Below are 21,152 nucleotides of genomic sequence, written 5' to 3'. Positions count from 1 at the left end.
CGGCGAAGCCGTCGTAGATTCAGCTGCCCCCGTTTTTCAGGAAAACCGGGGGGCAGGGTTCACGACGGCATCGCCACCGGACGCAGCCTCGCGCAGCTCGACAGCTGCTACGAGGTTTTGCGTATTTACAGGCTTACTTCCAGTTCTTCTCGCGCCACAGCTGTTGCTGCTCTTTGTCATGGAATGTCCAGGCGACAAAGCGGCTTTGCTTGTTGCCCTGTGACATGTCGACCACCTGGCTTTCGCGTACGCCGGCTTTTTTCAGTGCCGTCTGGATCGCCGGCAAGTTGGACGCCTTGGACACCAGCACGCTGAACCACAGCACCTGACGGCCCACTTGCACGCTTTCACGAATCAGTTGGGTCACAAAGCGCTGCTCGCCACCTTCGCACCACAATTCAGCAGCCTGACCGCCAAAGTTCAGTACCGGCAGTTTGCGCTTGGGATCAGCCTTGCCCAGTGCACGCCATTTACGTTCGCTGCCGCGCGTGGCTTCGTCGATAGACGCATGAAACGGCGGGTTGCACATGCTCAGGTCAAAACGCTCGGCGCTGTCCAGCACGTCCAGCAGGATCTTCTTCGGATCGGGTTGCAGGCGCAGGCTGATGGCTTTGTTCAAACCGTTGGACTGCACGATCGCCTTGGCCGCTTTAACGGCGGTAGGGTCAACTTCGGTGCCCAGGAACTGCCAGCGGTATTCGCTGTGACCAATCAGCGGGTACACGCAGTTTGCACCCATGCCGATGTCCAGCACGCGCACGCTCGGACCGCGCGGGATGACGCCATCGTTCATGGTGGCCAGCAGGTCGGCCAGAAAGTGCACGTAGTCAGCGCGACCCGGCACAGGCGGGCACAGGTAGTCAGCCGGAATGTCCCAGTGGGCGATACCATAGAACGCCTTGAGCAACGCGCGGTTGAATACACGCACGGCATCCGGGTTGGCGAAGTCGATGCTCTCTTTGCCATACGGGTTGATGATGACGAACTCGGCCAGCTCCGGGCACACCGAAATCAGCTGCGGGAAGTCATAGCGGCCCTGGTGGCGGTTGCGCGGGTGCAGGCTGGGCTTGACGCGCGGCTCGACCGGTTTGGCATCGCTGGCAGCCTTGGGCTTGTGGCGTGTGGCTTTGGAAGTGCGAGGGGTAGTCATGTTCAATTCATTCCACAAAAGCAATCGCGGGCAAGGCCGCTCCTGCAGAGTTAAAACCCTGCGGGAGCGGCCTTGCCCGCGATCAGGTGCGCAGCGTTTTTACAGGCTGGAAATCCGCGCGTGCTGGTCTGCCAGTTTGCTCAAGGCCTGTTCGGCTTCGGCCAACTTGGCACGTTCTTTCTCGATGACTTCGGCCGGAGCCTTGTCAACGAACGCGGCATTCGACAATTTGCCGCCTACTCGCGCCACTTCGCCGTTCAGGCGCTGGATTTCCTTGTCCAGACGCGCCAGCTCTGCATCTTTGTCGATCAGGCCGGCCATCGGCACCAGCACTTCCATCTCACCAACCAGAGCGGTGGCAGACAGAGGGGCTTCGGCACCGTCTTGCAGCACGGTGATCGATTCGAGTTTAGCCAGCTTTTTGAGCAAGGCATCGTTCTCGGTCAAACGGCGCTGGTCTTCGCTGCTGACGTTTTTCAGGTACAGCTGCAACGGCTTGCCCGGGCCAATGTTCATTTCGCCACGGATGTTGCGCGTGCCGAGCATCAGGCCCTTGAGCCATTCGATATCGTCTTCGGCGGCCTGGTCGATGCGCGCCTCGTTCGGTACCGGCCACGGCTGCAGCATGATGGTCTTGCCTTCAACGCCGGCCAGCGGCGCGATGCGCTGCCAGATTTCTTCGGTGATGAATGGCATGAACGGATGCGCCAGGCGCAGGGCCACTTCCAGTACACGCACCAGCGTACGGCGGGTGCCGCGCTGACGCTCTACCGGGGCGTTTTCGTCCCACAGCACAGGCTTGGACAGCTCCAGGTACCAGTCGCAGTACTGGTTCCAGATGAACTCGTACAGCGCTTGTGCCGCCAGGTCAAAACGGAACTGGTCGAGGTGACGGGTCACTTCGGCTTCGGTGCGTTGCAACTGCGAGATGATCCAGCGGTCAGCCAGGGACAGTTCGTAGGCTTCGCCGTTCTGGCCGCAGTCCTCACCCTTGTCCAGCACATAGCGTGCGGCGTTCCAGATCTTGTTGCAGAAGTTGCGATAGCCTTCGACGCGGCCCATGTCGAACTTGATGTCACGACCGGTGGACGCCAGCGAGCAGAACGTGAAGCGCAGGGCGTCGGTGCCGTAGCTGGCGATGCCGTCGGCGAATTCGTCGCGGGTCTGCTTCTCGATCTTCTTCAGCAGTTTTGGCTGCATCAGGCCGGTGGTGCGTTTGGCCACCAGGTCTTCGAGTTCGATGCCGTCGATGATGTCCAGCGGGTCCAGGACGTTGCCCTTGGACTTGGACATCTTCTGGCCCTGACCGTCACGTACCAGGCCGTGTACATACACGGTCTTGAACGGAACTTGCGGGGTGCCGTCTTCGTTTTTCACCAGGTGCATGGTGAGCATGATCATCCGGGCAACCCAGAAGAAAATGATGTCGAAACCGGTAACCAGCACGTCAGTGGAGTGGAAGGTTTTCAGTGCTTCGGTTTTTTCCGGCCAGCCCAGGGTGGAGAACGTCCACAGGCCCGAACTGAACCAGGTGTCGAGCACGTCGTTGTCCTGTTGCAGCGCAACGTCCGGGCCCAGGTTGTGCTTGGCGCGGACTTCGGCTTCGTCGCGGCCTACATAGACCTTGCCCGACTCGTCGTACCAGGCCGGAATGCGGTGGCCCCACCACAGTTGACGGCTGATGCACCAGTCCTGGATGTCGCGCATCCACGAGAAGTACATGTTTTCGTACTGTTTAGGCACGAACGCGATGCGGCCGTCTTCAACCGCAGCAATGGCAGGTTCTGCCAGGGGCTTGGTTGATACATACCACTGGTCGGTCAGCCACGGCTCGATCACGGTGCCGGAGCGGTCGCCTTTCGGCACTTTCAGGGCGTGATCGTCAACGCTGACCAGCAGGCCGGCGGCTTCGAAATCAGCAACGATTTGCTTGCGCGCCTCGAAGCGGTCCAGGCCTGCGTACTTGGCTGGCAGGGTACCGTCGATGGACTCGTTCAACGTGCCGTCGAGGTTGAACACCTGGGCTGCAGGCAGCACCGCGGCGTTTTTGTCGAAGATGTTGAGCAGCGGCAGGTTGTGGCGCTTGCCGACTTCGTAGTCGTTGAAATCGTGGGCCGGGGTGATTTTCACGCAGCCGGTGCCGAATTCAGGGTCGCAGTAGTCGTCCGCGATGATCGGGATGCGGCGGCCCACCAGTGGCAGCTCGACGAACTTGCCGATCAGGGCCTTGTAGCGCTCGTCTTGCGGGTTAACGGCTACGGCGGCATCGCCCAGCATGGTTTCCGGACGAGTGGTGGCAACCACCAGGTAGTCCAGGCCTTCGGCGGTTTTGGCGCCGTCTGCCAGCGGGTAGCGCAGGTTCCACAGGAAGCCTTTCTCGTCGTGGTTTTCCACTTCAAGGTCGGAAATTGCGGTGTGCAGCTTGGTGTCCCAGTTGACCAGACGCTTGCCGCGATAGATCAGGCCGTCTTCGTGCAGGCGCACGAATGCTTCTTTCACGGCTTCGGACAGGCCGTCGTCCATGGTGAAACGCTCGCGGCTCCAGTCTACGGACGAGCCAAGGCGACGGATCTGACGGCTGATATTGCCACCGGATTGGTCTTTCCATTCCCAGATTTTATCGAGGAATTTTTCGCGACCCAGGTCGTGGCGGTTCAGACCCTGTGCTTCGATCTGACGCTCGACCAGCATCTGGGTGGCGATACCGGCGTGGTCGGTGCCCGGCTGCCACAGGGTGTTGCGACCCTGCATGCGGCGGAAACGGATCAGGGCGTCCATGATCGCGTTGTTGAAACCGTGACCCATGTGCAGGCTGCCGGTGACGTTCGGCGGCGGAATCATGATGGTGTACGGGTCGCCCGCGCCTTGCGGGGCAAAATAATTCTCTTCTTCCCAGGTTTTGTACCAGGAAGTTTCAATGGCGTGCGGCTGGTAGGTCTTATCCATGCGCGGCGGGACCCTATTGGCATTAATTCAGGAAAGCCGACAAGTATAGCGGGGTGGGACTGCGCGGGGAACCTATTGCTGTTGTGGGAGCGGGCTTGCTCGCGATACGGGCAACGCGGTGCATCTGGTTCATCAAGGCGCTGCAATCGCGAGCAAGCCCGCTCCCGCAGGGTCAGCTTTGATGCTGTGCGAGCAGGCGCTCCATATGGGCATCGAGGCGGCGCTTGATCTCGGTTTCAATATGCGGGGCGAAGTCGTTGATCACGTCCTGCATGATGGCCTGGGCCGCGGTGCGCAGCTCTCTGTCCAGATGTACCAGCAGGGCGTCGGGGGTTTTTTCTGCCACGGGGGCGGGGGCGATGCCGACCAGCGGTATTTGCGCAGGCTCGGGTTCTTCGCTGATGACTTCGGACAATAGCGGTATCTGCGTGTCTTCGCCGCCCACCATCTCCGTCAGCAGCGGCGGTTGCAGGCCCTCATCGCCAAGCAGCTTGCGAATGGACTCAAGGTCATCAAGCAGGTGTGCAGCTTTTTGCGGCGAATTGGAAGTGTCCATCGTGGGCTCAGAGTCGTTGCAGCTTGTGGTCTTGCAGAGGATAGCCCTGTTCGCGGTAGAAGCGGAAACTCTCCCGTGCGGCCAGCCGCACGGCAGGGTCTTCGACCACGACTTCGGCCACACGGGCGAAGCGTTTGAAAAATTCGGGGACCTTGAGGTCCAGGTTGATCAGCAAGTCCTGATGGCTTGCGGGTGCATCGGTACAGCCCATGACGACGACGCCATCGGGTTGGTCTTCAGTGTTGCTGTGGGGCACGAAACTTTCGCCCTTGAAGCGCCACAGGCGTTCATCCAGGTCCTGGCGCTGGGCGTTGTCAGTGCAGTGCAAGTACACGCGATGGCCCAGGCGCCAGGCCTTTTCGGTGAGCTTGCAGGCAAAATCCAGCCGCGCAGACGGGTCGGCGCTGGGCAGGATATAAAAGTCGATCTTGGTGAGCTCTGTGTCGGGTGCTGGGGTCATTGCGGTTCCTGAATCGGGACTGCGCCGCCGTCAGGCGGCGCAGCCTTCGACTGTCAGTTTCAAGCGTTGGCGCGATCGAGCAGGTACTGGGTCAGCAGGGGCACTGGGCGGCCGCTGGCGCCCTTGTCCTTGCCGCCGCTGACCCATGCGGTGCCGGCGATGTCCAGGTGTGCCCAGTGGTAGGCCTTGGCGAAACGCGACAGGAAGCAGCCAGCAGTGATGGCGCCGCCTTTAGGCCCGCCAATGTTGGCCATGTCGGCGAACGGGCTGTCCAGTTGCTCCTGGTATTCGTCGAACAATGGCAACTGCCAGGCGCGGTCGTCGGCTTGCTTGCCGGCTTCCAGCAGTTGGCCGATCAGCTCGTCGTTGTTGCCCATCAGGCCCGAGGTGTGGGCGCCCAGGGCAACCATGCAGGCGCCGGTCAGGGTGGCGATGTCGATCACGGCCTGGGGCTTGAAGCGCTCGGCGTAGGTCAGGGCATCGCACAGCACCAGGCGGCCTTCGGCGTCGGTGTTGAGGATTTCGACCGTCTGGCCGCTCATGGTCGTCACGATGTCGCCCGGACGCGCCGCGCCGCCGCTTGGCATGTTTTCGGCGCAGGCCAGGATGCATACCAGGTTGATCGGCAGTTTCAGTTCGAGTACGGCGCGCAGGGTGCCGAACACACTGGCCGCACCGCCCATGTCGTACTTCATTTCATCCATGCCCGCGCCCGGCTTGAGGCTGATGCCGCCGGTGTCGAAGGTGATGCCCTTGCCGACCAGCACGAACGGTTTTTCGGATTTCTTGCCGCCGGCGTAGTTCATCACGATCAGGCGTGGCGGCTGGTCGCTGCCCTGGCCCACGGCGTAGAACGCGCCCATGCCCAGGTCCTTGATTTTCTTCTCGTCAAGAATCTCGACCTTCAGGCCCTTGAATTCCTTGCCCAGGTCCTTGGCCTGCTCAGCCAGGAAGACCGGGTGGCAGATGTTCGGCGGCAGGTTGCCCAGGTCACGGGTGAACGCCATGCCCGCGGCGATGGCCTGGGCGTGGGTCACGGCGCGCTGCACTTCAGCCTGGGCGGCCTTGATGGTCAGCAGGGTGATTTTTTTCAGGGCGCGGGGTTCGGCCTTCTGGCTTTTGAAGCGGTCGAAGGTGTATTCGCCGTCTACCAGGGTTTCGGCCAGCAGGCGGGTCTTGCTGTAGCTGTCGCGACCCTTGACCACCAGTTCGTCCAGTGCCAGCACGGCATCGCTGCCGCCCAGGCCCTTGAGCACGCTCAGGGCGGCGCTGATGATTTTACGGAACGGGCGGTCGCCCAGTTCTTCGTCCTTGCCGGTGCCCAGCAGCAGCACGCGTTCGGCCTTGAGGTTGGGCAGGCTGTGCAGCAGCAGGCTCTGGCCGGTCTTGCCGGCCAGGTCGCCGCGCTTGAGTACAGCGCTGATGGCGCCGCCGGTCAGCTCGTCGATGGCTTTGGCGCTGGCGCCCAACTTGCGGCCTTCGCCGATGGCGACCACCAGGGTGGCGGTTTTCAACGTTTCCGGGCTAACGCTTTTTACAACCAGTTCCATGTCGGGGTCCCTGAATCAAATGGTCAACATGCGCACAAACAGTACTGTTCGTTTGCCAGATAGAAGAAGCGCTTCACCTGTGTTCAAGGCGGGCGTCAAGGCGGGCAGTTTGAACCCCGTCGCAGGAGCCTGACAACCCCGCTATAACTACAACTTGGCACTTTCGAGACTGCGCAGTGACAGGGGCGGCCATTCACAGGATAATGCGCCATCTTTTTAGACGGCCCGTCTCATCTATGATGGGGTATTGGCCGACTCGTTATGCTGCTTGTTTGGCCGCCTTAGCCTGACGACCCTGGAGTGTCTGGTTTGATCGTCTTCCGTTATCTGTCCCGCGAAGTCCTGCTTACATTGAGCGCTGTCAGCGCTGTGCTGCTGGTCATCATCATGAGCGGTCGTTTCATCAAATACCTGGCCCAGGCCGCCTCTGGCGCCCTGGATCCAGGCTCCTTGTTCCTGATCATGGGCTTTCGCCTGCCGGGCTTCATGCAGCTGATCCTGCCGCTGGGGCTGTTTCTGGGCATTTTGCTGTCCTACGGGCGCCTGTACCTTGAAAGCGAGATGACCGTGCTGTCGGCCACCGGCATGAGTCGCCAGCGCCTGCTTGCCATTACTATGGCGCCGGCTGCGCTGGTGGCGCTGATCGTGGCGTGGCTCAGCCTGAGCCTGGCTCCGCAGGGCAACAATGAGTTTCAGCTGCTGCTCAACAAGCAGGATGCCCTGACCGAGTTCGATACCCTGGAGGCCGGGCGCTTCCAGTCGTTGAGCGACGGTACGCGGGTGACCTACACCGAGGAGCTGAGCAATGACCGCTCGCTCTTGTCCGGCGTGTTCATCACCCAGAAAAAGCTCGGTGAGGAAGCCAAGGACCGCAGCATTTCCGTGCTGCTGGCCGAGAAGGGCCGCCAGGAAGTGCGTCCTGACGGCAGCCGCTGGCTGGTGCTGGACAATGGCTATCGTTATGACGGCAACCCGGGGCAGGCCGACTATCGGGCCATCAAGTACGACACCTATGGCGTGTTGCTGCCCAAGCCCGAAGTCAGCAATGAAGTGACAGACCGCGATGCGATCCCGACCGTGGACCTGCTAGGCAGCTCGGACCCTCGTGTGGTCGCCGAGTTGCATTGGCGCATTGCCTTCCCTGTGCTGGTGTTTATCGTGACCTTGATCGCGGTGCCGTTGTCGCGAGTCAACCCGCGTCAGGGGCGCTTCCTCAAGTTGTTGCCGGCCATTCTGCTTTATATGAGCTACCTGAGCATGCTGACCTGGGGCAAGGGGCTTCTTCAGGATGGCAAGATCCCGCTGGGGCTGGGCCTGTGGTGGGTGCATGGGTTGTTCCTGGTCATTGGCCTGGGGCTGATGTACTGGGAGCCGCTGCGCTTGAAGCTGGCTAGTCGCCGTAGTGCCGAGGAGATGGCCCGTGGTTAAGCTCGACCGCTACATTGGTAGCAGTGTGTTGTTGGCGATTCTGGCTGTGCTGGGGATCATTCTCGGCCTGGCCCTGCTGTTTGCCGTGATCGAGGAGATGCGCAGCCTCAGCAGCAGCTACACAGTTCTGGATGTGTTCAGTTTTGTCATGCTGACCGCGCCGCGGCGCATGTATGAAATGTTGCCGATGGCGGCCTTGATTGGTTGTCTTATCGGTTTGGGCGGTCTGGCCAGCAACAGCGAGCTGACCATCATGCGTGCCGCCGGTGTGTCCCTGGGGCGTATCGTCTGGGCCGTGATGAAGCCGATGCTGGTGCTGATGGTGGTGGGGGTGCTGATTGGCGAGTATGTGGTGCCTGCCACTGAAAGCATGGCCCAGGCCAATCGTGCGCTGGCGCAGGGCAGTGGTGATTCGCAAAGCTCCAAGCATGGCTTGTGGCATCGCCAGGGCGACGAGTTCATTCATATCAACGCGGTTCAGCCCGACGGGCTGCTCTATGGCGTCACCCGTTATCGCTTCGACAAAGATCACCAGATGCAGTCGGCAAGCTTTGCCAAAAAGGCCCAGTACGACCAGGGCAACTGGCAGTTGAGCGATGTGAGCACCACCCTTTTTCACGGCGACAGCACCGAAGTGGTCAAGGCGCCTGAAGAAAAATGGGACGTGTCGTTGAGCCCGCAGTTGCTCAATACCGTGGTCATGGCCCCCGAGTCGCTGTCGATTGCCGGGTTGTGGAGCTATATCCACTACCTCAAGGACCAGGGCCTGAACAACGGCCGTTACTGGCTGGCTTTTTGGGTCAAGGTGTTGCAGCCACTGGTCACCGCTGCGCTGGTGTTGATGGCCATATCTTTCATCTTCGGCCCGTTGCGCTCTGTTACGCTGGGTCAGCGGGTGTTTACCGGGGTTCTGGTGGGGTTTACCTTCAAAATCGCCCAGGACCTGCTGGGGCCATTGAGCCTGGTGTTCGGCTTCTCGCCGTTGTTTGCGGTGCTGCTGCCGGCTTCAATCTGTGCCGTGGCCGGCATCTGGTTGTTGCGCCGGGCGGGTTGAGTAGCGGTCATTGAGTCAATCAAGAGCCTCTATCTCGCGATAGGGGCTTTTTTGTAGGTGCCCATTGGCCTGTGAACGTGACGCTTGGCGCGATGTTCAGGTACAATTCCCGGCTATTTTTCGGCGGGCAGTCTGCCTGCGACTTTTTTGAGTGTTGACCCGTGAGTGATCTGAGTCATATCCGCAATTTCTCCATCATCGCCCACATTGACCATGGCAAGTCGACGCTGGCCGATCGTTTTATCCAGATGTGCGGTGGCCTGACTGCCCGCGAAATGGAAGCCCAGGTACTGGACTCCATGGACCTCGAGCGTGAGCGCGGGATCACCATCAAGGCCCACAGCGTCACCTTGTATTACACGGCCAAAGACGGCAAAACCTACCAGTTGAACTTCATTGACACCCCGGGCCACGTTGACTTCACCTACGAAGTCAGTCGCTCCCTGGCGGCCTGTGAAGGTGCCTTGCTGGTGGTCGATGCGGGGCAGGGCGTAGAAGCCCAGTCCGTAGCCAACTGCTACACCGCGATCGAGCAGGGCCTGGAAGTGATGCCGGTTCTGAACAAGATCGACCTGCCACAGGCCGATCCTGATCGTGTTAAAGAAGAGATCGAAAAAATCATTGGCATCGACGCCACTGATGCCGTGACCTGCAGCGCCAAGACCGGCCTGGGCGTGGACGAGGTGCTTGAGCGCCTGGTACACACCATTCCTGCGCCGACCGGCAATATCGAAGACCCGCTGCAAGCGTTGATCATCGACTCCTGGTTCGACAACTACCTGGGCGTTGTGTCCCTGGTTCGCGTGCGCCACGGCCGCGTGAAAAAGGGCGACAAGATTCTGGTCAAGTCCACCGGCAAGATCCACCTGGTGGACAGCGTCGGTGTATTCAACCCGAAACACACCGCCACTGCCGACCTGAAAGCCGGTGAAGTAGGTTTCATCATCGCCGGTATCAAGGACATTCACGGTGCGCCAGTGGGCGATACCCTGACCTTGAGCTCGACGCCGGATGTTGATGTACTGCCCGGTTTCAAGCGTATTCAGCCTCAGGTGTATGCGGGCCTGTTCCCGGTCAGCTCCGATGACTTTGAAGACTTCCGTGACGCGCTGCAAAAGCTGACGCTGAACGATTCTTCGCTGCAATACACGCCAGAAAGCTCTGACGCACTGGGCTTCGGCTTCCGTTGCGGCTTCCTCGGCATGCTGCACATGGAGATCATTCAGGAGCGCCTGGAGCGCGAGTACAACCTGGACCTGATCACCACTGCGCCAACCGTAATTTTTGAGTTGCTGCTCAAGACCGGTGAAACGATTTACGTCGACAACCCGTCCAAGCTGCCTGATCTTTCCATGATTGAAGACATGCGCGAGCCAATCGTGCGTGCCAACATTCTTGTGCCTCAGGAGCACCTGGGTAACGTCATTACCCTGTGCATTGAAAAACGTGGCGTGCAGCACGACATGTTGTTCCTGGGTAGCCAGGTGCAAGTGACCTACGATTTGCCGATGAACGAAGTGGTCCTGGACTTCTTCGACCGTCTCAAATCCACCAGTCGCGGCTATGCTTCGCTTGATTACCACTTCGATCGCTACCAGTCGGCTAATCTGGTCAAGCTCGATGTGTTGATCAACGGTGACAAGGTAGATGCGCTGGCCCTGATCGTGCACAAGGAAAACGCGCACTACAAAGGTCGCCAGTTGACCGAGAAGATGAAAGAACTGATTCCGCGCCAGATGTTCGACGTCGCGATCCAGGCCGCCATTGGCGGGCAGATCATTGCACGGACCTCCGTCAAGGCTCTCAGAAAGAACGTACTGGCCAAATGCTACGGTGGTGACGTTAGCCGTAAGCGCAAGCTGTTGGAAAAGCAGAAAGCCGGTAAAAAACGCATGAAGCAAGTGGGCAACGTGGAAATTCCACAAGAAGCCTTCCTTGCAGTGCTCCGTTTGGATAGCTAGGTCCTATGTCACTAAATTTCCCGCTGTTGCTGGTCATTGCTGTTGCCGTGTGCGGTTTGCTGGCGCTGCTCGATGTGGTCTTCCTGGCTCCGCGCCGGCGCAAGGCCATTGCCAACTATCAAGCCAGCGTTACGCCGGTTGATATGCAGGTCGTCGAAAAGCTCAACAAGGAACCGCTGCTGGTTGAATACGGCAAGTCGTTCTTTCCGGTGTTGTTTATCGTGCTGGTGTTGCGTTCGTTTCTGGTTGAGCCTTTCCAGATTCCGTCCGGCTCGATGAAACCGACCCTGGATGTGGGCGACTTCATTTTGGTGAACAAATTTTCGTACGGGATCCGTTTGCCGGTTCTGGACACGAAAATCATCGAAGTGGGTGATCCGAAGCGGGGCGATGTGATGGTGTTTCGCTATCCAAGCGATCCGACAGTCAACTACATCAAGCGTGTAGTTGGCCTGCCGGGCGACAAGATCCGCTACACCAGTGACAAGCATCTGTATGTCAACGACCAGCTGGTTGCCGAGCAACTGGTCAAGGCCGAGCCTGGAACCCTGGGCAGTGCCGAGTTGTACAAAGAGAAGCTGGGCGAAGTCGAGCACATGATCCGCAAGGAAATGAGCCGCTATCGTGCGCCGCCTGACAAGGAGTGGACGGTTCCGGCCGGGCATTACTTCATGATGGGCGACAACCGCGACAATTCGAACGACAGCCGTTACTGGGATGATCCGAACATTCCCAAAGACGAGCTGGGCATGGTTCCCGACAAGAACATTGTCGGCAAGGCCTTCGCTGTTTGGATGAGCTGGCCGGAACCCAAGGCGAGCAACCTGCCGAACTTCTCGCGGGTTGGTCTGATCAAGTAGCCAAAACGGCGCTGTTTATAACAGCGCCGATTGCTTTTCAGGTGTGCGAAACAAGTCGCGCGCCTGAGTATTCAGGATGTGGATTTGAACAAAGCGTTAAGTGTGACGGCGGCGAACAGCCTGTTCCCTGTCCATTTGCTATGCGATAAACGAGCATCACTGATCCCTAATATCGGTCCGGTGGTGACATTCGGCCACGAACTCAGCGTGGGTAAATCGTGAGTTTTTCTTTAGAACGTTTAGAGCGTCAGCTCGGCTACACCTTCAAAGACCAGGAACTGATGGTTCTGGCCCTGACACACCGCAGTTTCGCGGGGCGCAATAACGAGCGCCTTGAGTTCCTGGGTGATGCCATTCTCAATTTTGTTGCCGGCGAAGCCTTGTTTGACCGCTTCCCGTTGGCCCGTGAAGGCCAGTTGTCACGCTTGCGTGCCCGCCTGGTCAAAGGCGAAACCCTGGCAGTACTGGCGCGAGGCTTTGAGCTGGGCGAGTACTTGCGTCTGGGGTCGGGCGAGCTGAAAAGCGGTGGTTTTCGCCGCGAATCGATCCTGGCAGACGCCCTTGAAGCGCTGATCGGCGCCATTTACCTGGACGCCGGCATGGAAGTCGCCCGCGACCGCGTACTGGCCTGGCTGGCCAGCGAGTTCGAGACGCTGACCCTGGTCGATACCAACAAAGATCCAAAGACCCGCCTGCAGGAGTTCCTGCAGTCGCGTGCCTGCGACCTGCCACGTTACGAAGTGGTGGATATCCAGGGCGAACCGCATTGCCGCACCTTCTTTGTCGAGTGCGAGATTGCCTTATTGAATGAAAAAAGCCGGGGACAGGGCGTGAGCCGTCGCATTGCCGAACAGGTAGCGGCCGCCGCAGCACTGATTGCCCTTGGCGTGGAGAATGGCCATGACTGATACAACCGCAACTCGCTGTGGCTACGTTGCCATTGTTGGTCGTCCAAACGTGGGTAAATCCACGCTGCTGAACCATATCCTGGGTCAAAAGCTGGCGATCACCTCGCGCAAGCCCCAGACCACCCGCCACAACATGCTGGGCATCAAGACCGAAGGCAATGTGCAAGCGGTCTACGTCGATACCCCGGGCATGCACAAGGGCGGCGAAAAGGCCCTGAACCGCTACATGAACAAAACCGCTTCGGCGGCGTTGAAAGACGTCGACGTGGTGATCTTCGTTGTTGACCGCACCAAGTGGACCGACGAAGACCAGATGGTGCTGGAGCGCGTGCAGTACGTAACCGGCCCGCTGATCGTGGCGTTGAACAAGACCGATCGCATCGAAGACAAGGCCGAGCTGATGCCGCACCTGAGCTGGCTTCAGGAGCAACTGCCGAACGCCCAGATCATCCCGATCTCGGCTCAGCATGGGCACAACCTTGAAGCGCTGGAGCGCGTGATCGCCGATCACCTGCCGGAAAACGAGCACTTCTTCCCGGAAGACCAGATCACCGACCGCAGCAGCCGCTTCCTGGCCGCCGAACTGGTTCGCGAAAAGATCATGCGCCAGATGGGTGCAGAGCTGCCGTACCAGATTACCGTCGAGATCGAAGAGTTCAAGCAGCAGGGCAAGACCCTGCATATCCACGCTTTGATCCTGGTTGAACGTGACGGTCAGAAAAAAATCATCATTGGCGACAAGGGCGAGCGTATCAAGCGCATCGGCACCGAAGCGCGCAAGGATATGGAGCTGCTGTTCGACTCCAAGATCATGCTTAACCTGTGGGTTAAAGTGAAAGGCGGCTGGTCCGACGACGAGCGCGCCCTGCGTTCGCTGGGTTACGGCGACCTGTAAACATCGTAGTACCCCTGTGGGAGCGGGCTTGCTCGCGATAGCATCAACTCGGTCTGTCTGAAGTTCCGGGTTGCCTGCATCGCGAGCAAGCCCGCTCCCACATTAGCCTTTGGTACACCAGACTCATGTCCAGCAAGCCTCCCGTCGCGCAACTCGCCTACGTCCTGCACAGTCGCCCCTACCGTGAAACCAGCGCGCTGGTGGACTTCATCACGCCTCAAGGGCGCCTGCGGGCGGTGTTGCGCAGTGCGCGGGGCAAGGCGGGTACCTTGGCACGGCCTTTCGTACCGCTGGAAATCGAATTTCGCGGGCGCGGCGAGCTGAAAAACGTCGGACGCATGGAGAGCGCCGGGATTGCCACCTGGCTCAATGGCGAAGCGCTATTTAGCGGTCTCTATCTCAATGAGTTGCTGATTCGGCTACTGCCTGCCGAAGACCCCCATCCTGCAGTGTTTGACCACTATGCCGCGACACTGGTGGCGCTGGCTGAAGGGCGTCCGCTGGAGCCGTTGCTGCGCGCATTCGAGTGGCGCTTGCTGGACGACCTGGGTTATGGCTTTTCACTAACGCAGGATATTCACGGCGAACCGGTAGCGGCTGATGGCATGTATCGCCTGCAAGTGGATGCCGGTCTTGAGCGTATTTACCTGGTGCAGCCGGGGCTGTTTCATGGCGCCGAGCTGCACGGCATGGCCGAGGCTGACTGGACCGTTGCGGGCGCCTTATCGGCAGCCAAGCGCCTGATGCGTCAGGCATTGGCCGTTCATTTGGCTGGCAAGCCGCTGGCCAGCCGTGAGTTGTTTCGCAAGCCCTGAATAGACCGGTATGCTGTGCGCCGAATCGTCAACTCTTCAGGAGAGCCCCCGTGACCCAAAGCAATCGCATTCTTCTCGGCGTGAACATCGACCACGTAGCCACACTGCGTCAGGCGCGCGGCACGCGCTACCCTGATCCGGTCAAGGCGGCGCTGGATGCAGAAGAGGCGGGCGCCGACGGCATTACCGTGCACCTGCGCGAAGACCGCCGGCATATCCAGGAGCGTGATGTGTTGCTGCTCAAGGACGTGCTGCAAACGCGCATGAACTTCGAAATGGGCGTTACCGAAGAGATGATGGTGTTTGCCGAGCGTATTCGCCCGGCGCATATCTGCCTGGTGCCTGAAACCCGTCAGGAACTGACTACCGAAGGCGGCCTGGACGTTGCCGGGCAAGAAGCGCGGATCAAGGCGGCGGTCGAGCGGCTGAGCAGGATTGGCTGTGAAGTGTCGCTGTTTATCGATGCTGATGAGCGTCAGATCGAAGCTTCAAAACGCGTTGGCGCCCCGGCGATCGAGCTGCACACGGGCCGTTATGCCGATGCGCAGACTCCGACCGAAGTCGCCGAAGAACTGCAGCGTGTCGCCGATGGCGTAGCGTTTGGCCTGGCGCAAGGGCTAATCGTCAATGCCGGCCACGGTTTGCATTACCACAACGTGGAAGCGGTTGCGGCCATCAAGGGGATTAACGAGTTGAACATTGGCCATGCGCTGGTGGCGCATGCGTTGTTCGTGGGCTTCAAGTCGGCTGTGGCCGAGATGAAAGCGCTGATCGTGGCGGCCGCGAAAGACTAAAACCTGAGGGCCGGATCCTGGAACCTTGTGGGAGCGGGCTTGCTCGCGATGCGGGCGGCAGGTTTTACCTGTAAGACCATGCTGGGGCAATCGCGAGCAAGCCCGCTCCCACAACAGGCTCGCTCCCTCAGCTAAAGCTGTGGCTCTTCCTTGGGCTTGGTCTTGTCGATGCCGGGGATGTGCAGTTTGCTGTCCGCCGCCTGGTCGCCTTCAAGCTGCGGCTGTGTAGCCCAGGTCAGGATGTCGTAGTAACGACGGATGTTGGCCACAAAGTGCACCGGCTCGCCGCCGCGGGCGTAGCCATAGCGGGTTTTGCTGTACCACTGCTTCTGCGCAAGGCGAGGCAGCATTTTCTTGACGTCCAGCCACTTGTTCGGGTTCAGGCCTTCCTTCTTGGCCAGCTTGCGCGCGTCTTCAAGGTGACCGCCACCCACGTTGTAGGCCGCCAGTGCAAACCAGGTGCGATCCGGCTCTTGAATATCATCGTCCAGTTCGCTCTTGATCAGCGCCAGGTACTTGGCACCGCCCATGATGCTTTGTCTGGCATCCAGGCGGTTGGACACGCCCATCGCCTGTGCTGTGTTTTGGGTCAGCATCATCAGGCCGCGAACGCCGGTTTTTGACGTTACGGCAGGTTGCCACAGGGATTCTTGATAACCCATTGCCGCCAGCAGGCGCCAGTCGATCTGCTCTTTCTTGGCTGCTTCCTTGAAGAACTTTTCGTACTTGGGCAAGCGTTGCTGCAGGTGCTGGGCGAAGGTGTAGGCGCCGACGTAGCCAAGCACGTCCACATGCCCGTAGTAACGGTCCTTGAGACGTTGCAGGGTGCCGTTTTTTTCCACCTTGTCCAGGTAGGCGTTGATCTCGTTGAGCAGGCTGTTGTCTTCACCTGCAGCCACCGCCCAGCGCTGGCTGCGCGCATCGCCCAGGTCAAAGGCCACGCGCACGTTGGGGAAGTACACCTGGTTCATCGCCACTTCGTTGGAGTCGACCAGAGTGAGGTCAATCTGGCCTTCATCGACCATGCGCAGCAAGTCGACCACTTCAACGGCGTCGGATTCGTCGTACTCGATCCCGGGATACTGCTTTTTCAGCTCGGCCAGTTGCTCGGCATGGGAGCTGCCCTTGAGCACGGTGATGCGCTTGCCCACCAGGTCAGCGGCAGAGGTCGGCCGCGACTGGCCGTTGCGGTAGATGATCTGCGGTGTGACTTCGAGGTAGGGGTGGGAAAACCGGGCTTGTTGCAGGCGCTTCTCGCTGCTGACCAGGCCGGCAGCAGCCAGAACCGGGCCGTCAGGCTGGCCCAGCTGGTTGAACATGTCGTCCAGGTTGTCGGCGGTTTCGATCTTGAGCTCGACCCCAAGGTCGTCGGCAAAGCGTTTGACCAGCTCGTATTCGAAGCCGGTTTCACCGTTGCGATCCTCAAAATAGGTCGCGGGGCTGTTACGGGTAATCACCCGCAGTACCCCGTCCTCCTTTACACGCTCCAGGGTGCTGGGTTTTTCAACGCAGGCACTGAGCATCAGGAAGAGTCCGGTTGCGAGCAGCCATTTGGCGCAGCGCGGGCGGATATCAGTTAGAGAAAACATCCGCGCAGTATACGCAAAGCAGCGCGGGTGCCATATCTCGACAATTTTCAGTCATTCTGATATTGACCGCGAAAATCGCTGAAACCCTTGTGGAATGGGGGGTGGATGACTCTTTAAAGATCATAAACAACCATGCGCCAAGCGGCTGATAGCCATAAAGAATAAGGCTTTGGTCGATTAGTCGCGTTTGGTATGCGTCTGGTGTGCCGTTTCGGGTGCCGTTGGCGATGGTTTACGCTAGAATGCCGGGCCTCAAAGCATACCCCTCCCGAGGCTGTCCCGAAGATGTTGATCCTGCGCGGCGCTCCTGCCCTTTCTGCCTTTCGCCACAGCAAACTCCTTGCACAACTGAGCCTCAAGGTTCCGTCTGTCACGGGTTTGTATGCTGAATTCGCCCACTTTGCCGATACGACCGGCGAGCTGACCAGCGATGAACAGCAGGTACTGGCTCGTCTCCTGAAGTACGGCCCAAGCGTGCCGGTCCAAGAGCCGAGTGGCCGACTGTTCCTGGTGTTGCCGCGGTTTGGCACCATTTCTCCCTGGTCGAGCAAGGCCAGCGATATTGCCCGTAACTGTGGCCTGGCGAAAATCCAGCGCCTGGAACGTGGCATTGCATTCTATGTAGCTGGCCAGTTCAGCGACGCAGATGCCGAGCTGATCGCTGCTGCATTGCATGACCGCATGACGCAAATCGTGCTGGGTACCCTGGAGCAGGCTGCCGGCTTGTTCAGCCACGCCGAACCAAAGCCGCTGACAGCCATTGACGTACTGGGTGGCGGTCGCGCCGCGCTGGAAAAAGCCAACGTCGAGCTGGGCCTGGCCCTGGCCGAAGACGAAATCGACTATCTGGTCAATGCTTTCAACGGTCTGGGTCGCAACCCGCACGACATCGAACTGATGATGTTTGCCCAGGCCAACTCCGAGCATTGCCGCCACAAGATCTTCAACGCCAGCTGGGACATTGACGGCCAAAGCCAGGACAAGAGCCTGTTTGGCATGATCAAGAACACCTACGTGATGCACAGCGAAGGCGTTCTGTCTGCTTATAAGGACAACGCCTCGGTCATCGTCGGCAGTGTTGCCGGGCGTTTCTTCCCGGACCCTGAAACCCGCCAGTACGGTGCGGTGCAGGAGCCGGTGCACATCCTGATGAAGGTTGAAACCCACAACCACCCGACCGCCATTGCCCCGTTCCCGGGTGCGGCGACCGGCTCCGGTGGCGAGATCCGTGACGAAGGTGCAACCGGGCGTGGTGCCAAGCCAAAGGCCGGCCTGACCGGTTTCACCGTGTCCAACCTGCAGATCCCGGGTTTTGAACAGCCGTGGGAAGTGCCATACGGCAAGCCTGAGCGCATTGTGACCGCGCTGGACATCATGATCGAAGGCCCGTTGGGTGGTGCTGCATTCAACAACGAATTCGGCCGTCCGGCCCTGACCGGTTACTTCCGTACATTCGAGCAGTCCATCACCACCCCCCGTGGCGAAGAAGTGCGTGGTTACCACAAGCCGATCATGTTGGCCGGCGGCATGGGCAACATCCGCGCCGAACACGTACAGAAAGCCGAAATCACCGTAGGCTCCAAGCTTATCGTGCTGGGCGGCCCGGCCATGCTGATCGGCCTGGGTGGCGGTGCTGCCTCCTCGATGGCCACCGGCGCAAGCTCGGCTGACCTGGACTTCGCTTCGGTACAGCGCGAAAACCCGGAAATGGAACGCCGTTGCCAGGAAGTGATCGACCGTTGCTGGCAGCTGGGTGACAAGAACCCGATCAGCTTTATCCACGACGTGGGTGCCGGTGGTCTGTCCAACGCCTTCCCTGAGTTGGTGAACGACGGTGACCGCGGTGGCCGTTTCGAACTGCGCAACATTCCAAACGACGAGCCGGGCATGGCCCCGCACGAAATCTGGAGCAACGAATCCCAGGAACGTTATGTGCTGGCCGTGGGCGTCGAAGATTTCGAGCGCTTCCAGGCGATCTGCGAGCGGGAGCGTTGCCCGTTTGCCGTTGTCGGTGAAGCCACTGCCGAACCGCAGTTGACCGTGACCGACAGCCACTTCGGCAACAGCCCGGTGGACATGCCACTGGAAGTGTTGCTGGGCAAGGCCCCGCGCATGCACCGTTCGGCTGTTCGCGAAGAAGAGCTGGGCGATGACTTCGACCCTGCTGCGCTGAGCATCGGCGAGTGCGTCGAGCGCGTCCTGCACCACCCGGCCGTGGCCAGCAAAAGCTTCCTGATCACCATCGGCGACCGCACCATCACCGGCCTGGTTGCCCGCGACCAGATGGTTGGCCCGTGGCAGGTGCCTGTGGCTGACGTGGCCGTCACCGCAACCAGCTTCGACGTCTACACCGGCGAAGCCATGGCCATGGGCGAGCGTACCCCGCTGGCACTGCTGGATGCTCCGGCATCGGGCCGCATGGCCATTGGTGAAACCCTGACCAACATCGCCGCTTCGCGCATTGGCAAGATCAGCGATATCAAGCTGTCCGCCAACTGGATGTCCGCTGCCGGCCACCCGGGTGAAGACGCCCGTCTGTACGACACGGTCAAAGCTGTCGGCATGGAACTGTGCCCAGAGCTGGGCATCACCATCCCGGTGGGCAAGGACTCGATGTCGATGCAAACCCGCTGGAGCGAAGAGGGCACGGACAAAACCGTGACCTCGCCGCTGTCGCTGGTAGTGACCGGTTTTGCCCCGGTGCTCGACATTCGCCAGACCCTGACCCCGGTACTGCGCATGGACAAGGGCCTGACCGATCTGATCCTGATCGACCTGGGCCGTGGCCAGAACCGCATGGGCGCCTCGATCCTGGCCCAGACCTACGGCAAGCTGGGCAAGCAGGCCCCTGACGTCGACGACGCAGAAGACCTCAAGGCCTTCTTCGCCGTGATCCAGGGCCTGAATGCTGATGGCCACCTGCTGGCTTACCACGACCGTTCCGACGGTGGTTTGCTGACCAGCGTGATGGAAATGGCGTTTGCCGGTCACTGCGGCCTGAACCTGACCCTCGACTGCCTCGCAGACAGCGCCAGCCAGCTGCCGGCCATCCTGTTCAACGAAGAACTGGGTGCCGTGATTCAGGTGCGTCAGGACGCGACCGCTGATGTGCTTGCACAGTTCAGCGCCGCAGGCCTGGGTGAGTGCGTAGACGTGATCGGCCAGCCGCTGAACAACAGCGAAGTCACCATCACCTTCAACGGTGAAAAAGTGTTTGCCGGTCAGCGTGGCGAGTTGCAGCGCCAGTGGGCTGAAACCAGCTTCCAGATCCAGCGCATGCGTGACAACGCGGACTGCGCGCAGCAAGAGTTCGATGTACTGCTCGAAGAAGACAACCCGGGCCTGACCGCCCAGTTGAGCTTTGACGTGAACGCCAATATCAGCGCGCCGTACATCAAGAAAGGCATTCGCCCGCAAGTGGCCGTTCTGCGTGAGCAGGGCGTCAACGGCCAGGTTGAAATGGCCGCAGCGTTTGACCGTGCCGGTTTCAATGCTATCGACGTACACATGAGCGACATTCTGGCCGGCCGTGTCGACCTGAATGAGTTCAAGGGTCTGGTTGCCTGCGGTGGTTTCTCCTACGGCGACGTGCTGGGTGCCGGTGAAGGCTGGGCCAAGTCGGCGCTGTTCAATGCCCGTGCCCGCGATGCGTTCCAGAGCTTCTTCGAACGCACTGACAGCTTCTCCCTGGGTGTGTGCAACGGTTGCCAGATGATGTCCAACCTGAGCGAACTGATCCCTGGCAGCGAGCTGTGGCCGCACTTTGTGCGCAACCGTTCCGAGCAGTTCGAAGCCCGCGTGGCGATGGTTCAGGTGCAGGAGTCGAACTCGATCTTCCTGCAGGGCATGGCCGGTTCGCGCATGCCGATCGCCATCGCTCACGGTGAAGGCCATGCCGAGTTCGCCAGCGAAGAAGCCATGTTGCAGGCGGACCTGTCCGGCGCGGTGGCTCTGCGCTTCGTCGACAACCACGGCAAGGTCACGGAAAACTACCCGGCCAACCCGAACGGCTCGCCGCGCGGGATCACCGGCCTGACCAGCCGTGACGGCCGTGTGACCATCATGATGCCGCACCCGGAGCGGGTATTCCGCGCCGTGCAGAACTCGTGGCGCCCGGAAGAGTGGAGCGAAGACGCGCCGTGGTTGCGCATGTTCCGTAACGCTCGTGTGTGGGTCGATTAAGCGC

General features: G+C 60.0%; 15 protein-coding genes. 9 read left to right on the top strand and 6 right to left on the bottom strand.

Annotated elements, in window-relative coordinates:
* Nucleotides 1-133 precede the first annotated feature (133 nt).
* The 5 genes from rlmF to BFC21_RS13005 form a co-directional block, all read right to left on the bottom strand.
* Nucleotides 134-1,150, bottom strand: coding sequence for a 23S rRNA (adenine(1618)-N(6))-methyltransferase RlmF (rlmF, locus tag BFC21_RS13030; RefSeq protein ID WP_088378069.1), 1,017 nt, complete (start codon nucleotides 1,148-1,150; stop codon nucleotides 134-136).
* 99 nt (nucleotides 1,151-1,249) lie between these two features.
* Nucleotides 1,250-4,096: a valine--tRNA ligase gene (locus tag BFC21_RS13025; RefSeq protein WP_088378068.1), complete on the bottom strand. Its 2,847-nt coding sequence runs from the start codon at nucleotides 4,094-4,096 to the stop codon at nucleotides 1,250-1,252.
* Nucleotides 4,097-4,268: 172 nt separating this feature from the next.
* Nucleotides 4,269-4,652, bottom strand: a complete 384-nt coding sequence (locus tag BFC21_RS13015) for a DNA polymerase III subunit chi (RefSeq protein WP_088378067.1) — start codon at nucleotides 4,650-4,652, stop codon at nucleotides 4,269-4,271.
* Between the two features lie 7 nt (nucleotides 4,653-4,659).
* Nucleotides 4,660-5,112, bottom strand: a complete 453-nt coding sequence (locus tag BFC21_RS13010) for a DNA polymerase III subunit chi (protein WP_088378066.1) — start codon at nucleotides 5,110-5,112, stop codon at nucleotides 4,660-4,662.
* A 59-nt stretch (nucleotides 5,113-5,171) separates the two neighbouring features.
* Entirely contained in the window at nucleotides 5,172-6,662 is a 1,491-nt protein-coding gene (locus BFC21_RS13005; RefSeq protein ID WP_088378065.1) for a leucyl aminopeptidase, read from the bottom strand.
* Nucleotides 6,663-6,971: 309 nt separating this feature from the next.
* Between BFC21_RS13005 and lptF the strand changes: the two genes are divergently transcribed.
* The 8 genes from lptF (at nucleotide 6,972) to pdxJ (ending at nucleotide 15,377) form a co-directional block, all read left to right on the top strand.
* Entirely contained in the window at nucleotides 6,972-8,090 is a 1,119-nt protein-coding gene (lptF, locus tag BFC21_RS13000; protein ID WP_088378064.1) for an LPS export ABC transporter permease LptF, read from the top strand.
* On the top strand, nucleotides 8,083-9,144 hold the full coding sequence (lptG, locus tag BFC21_RS12995; RefSeq protein ID WP_120266204.1) for an LPS export ABC transporter permease LptG: 1,062 nt from the start codon (nucleotides 8,083-8,085) through the stop codon (nucleotides 9,142-9,144). The genes lptF and lptG overlap by 8 nt, the downstream gene beginning before the upstream one ends.
* Nucleotides 9,145-9,305: 161 nt before the next feature.
* Nucleotides 9,306-11,105 (top strand): translation elongation factor 4, encoded by a 1,800-nt coding sequence (gene lepA, locus BFC21_RS12990; RefSeq protein WP_088378062.1) that lies wholly within the window; start codon nucleotides 9,306-9,308, stop codon nucleotides 11,103-11,105.
* Between the two features lie 5 nt (nucleotides 11,106-11,110).
* On the top strand, nucleotides 11,111-11,965 hold the full coding sequence (gene lepB, locus BFC21_RS12985; protein ID WP_016781896.1) for a signal peptidase I: 855 nt from the start codon (nucleotides 11,111-11,113) through the stop codon (nucleotides 11,963-11,965).
* Nucleotides 11,966-12,183: 218 nt separating this feature from the next.
* Nucleotides 12,184-12,873: a ribonuclease III gene (rnc, locus tag BFC21_RS12980; protein WP_029611545.1), complete on the top strand. Its 690-nt coding sequence runs from the start codon at nucleotides 12,184-12,186 to the stop codon at nucleotides 12,871-12,873.
* Nucleotides 12,866-13,768 (top strand): GTPase Era, encoded by a 903-nt coding sequence (gene era, locus BFC21_RS12975; RefSeq protein WP_016781898.1) that lies wholly within the window; start codon nucleotides 12,866-12,868, stop codon nucleotides 13,766-13,768. Before rnc ends, era begins: the two co-directional genes overlap by 8 nt.
* Before the next feature lie 125 nt (nucleotides 13,769-13,893).
* On the top strand, nucleotides 13,894-14,583 hold the full coding sequence (gene recO / locus BFC21_RS12965; protein ID WP_095004670.1) for a DNA repair protein RecO: 690 nt from the start codon (nucleotides 13,894-13,896) through the stop codon (nucleotides 14,581-14,583).
* Nucleotides 14,584-14,633: 50 nt separating this feature from the next.
* Nucleotides 14,634-15,377 carry a pyridoxine 5'-phosphate synthase gene (gene pdxJ, locus BFC21_RS12960; RefSeq protein ID WP_086798585.1) on the top strand — a complete coding sequence of 248 codons (744 nt, stop codon included), beginning with the start codon at nucleotides 14,634-14,636 and terminating at the stop codon, nucleotides 15,375-15,377.
* A gap of 131 nt (nucleotides 15,378-15,508) precedes the next feature.
* On the opposite strand, the gene mltF is transcribed toward pdxJ, so the two are convergent.
* Nucleotides 15,509-16,966 (bottom strand): membrane-bound lytic murein transglycosylase MltF, encoded by a 1,458-nt coding sequence (gene mltF / locus BFC21_RS12955; RefSeq protein ID WP_095004669.1) that lies wholly within the window; start codon nucleotides 16,964-16,966, stop codon nucleotides 15,509-15,511.
* Between the two features lie 285 nt (nucleotides 16,967-17,251).
* Between mltF and purL the strand changes: the two genes are divergently transcribed.
* Entirely contained in the window at nucleotides 17,252-21,148 is a 3,897-nt protein-coding gene (purL, locus tag BFC21_RS12950; RefSeq protein ID WP_088378059.1) for a phosphoribosylformylglycinamidine synthase, read from the top strand.
* The last annotated feature ends 4 nt before the right edge of the window (nucleotides 21,149-21,152 follow it).

The organism is Pseudomonas sp. TMW 2.1634, assembly GCF_001703595.1.
GTDB classification, from domain to species: Bacteria; Pseudomonadota; Gammaproteobacteria; order Pseudomonadales; family Pseudomonadaceae; genus Aquipseudomonas; species Aquipseudomonas fragi.
This window is presented reverse-complemented; position numbering and strand designations above follow the sequence as displayed.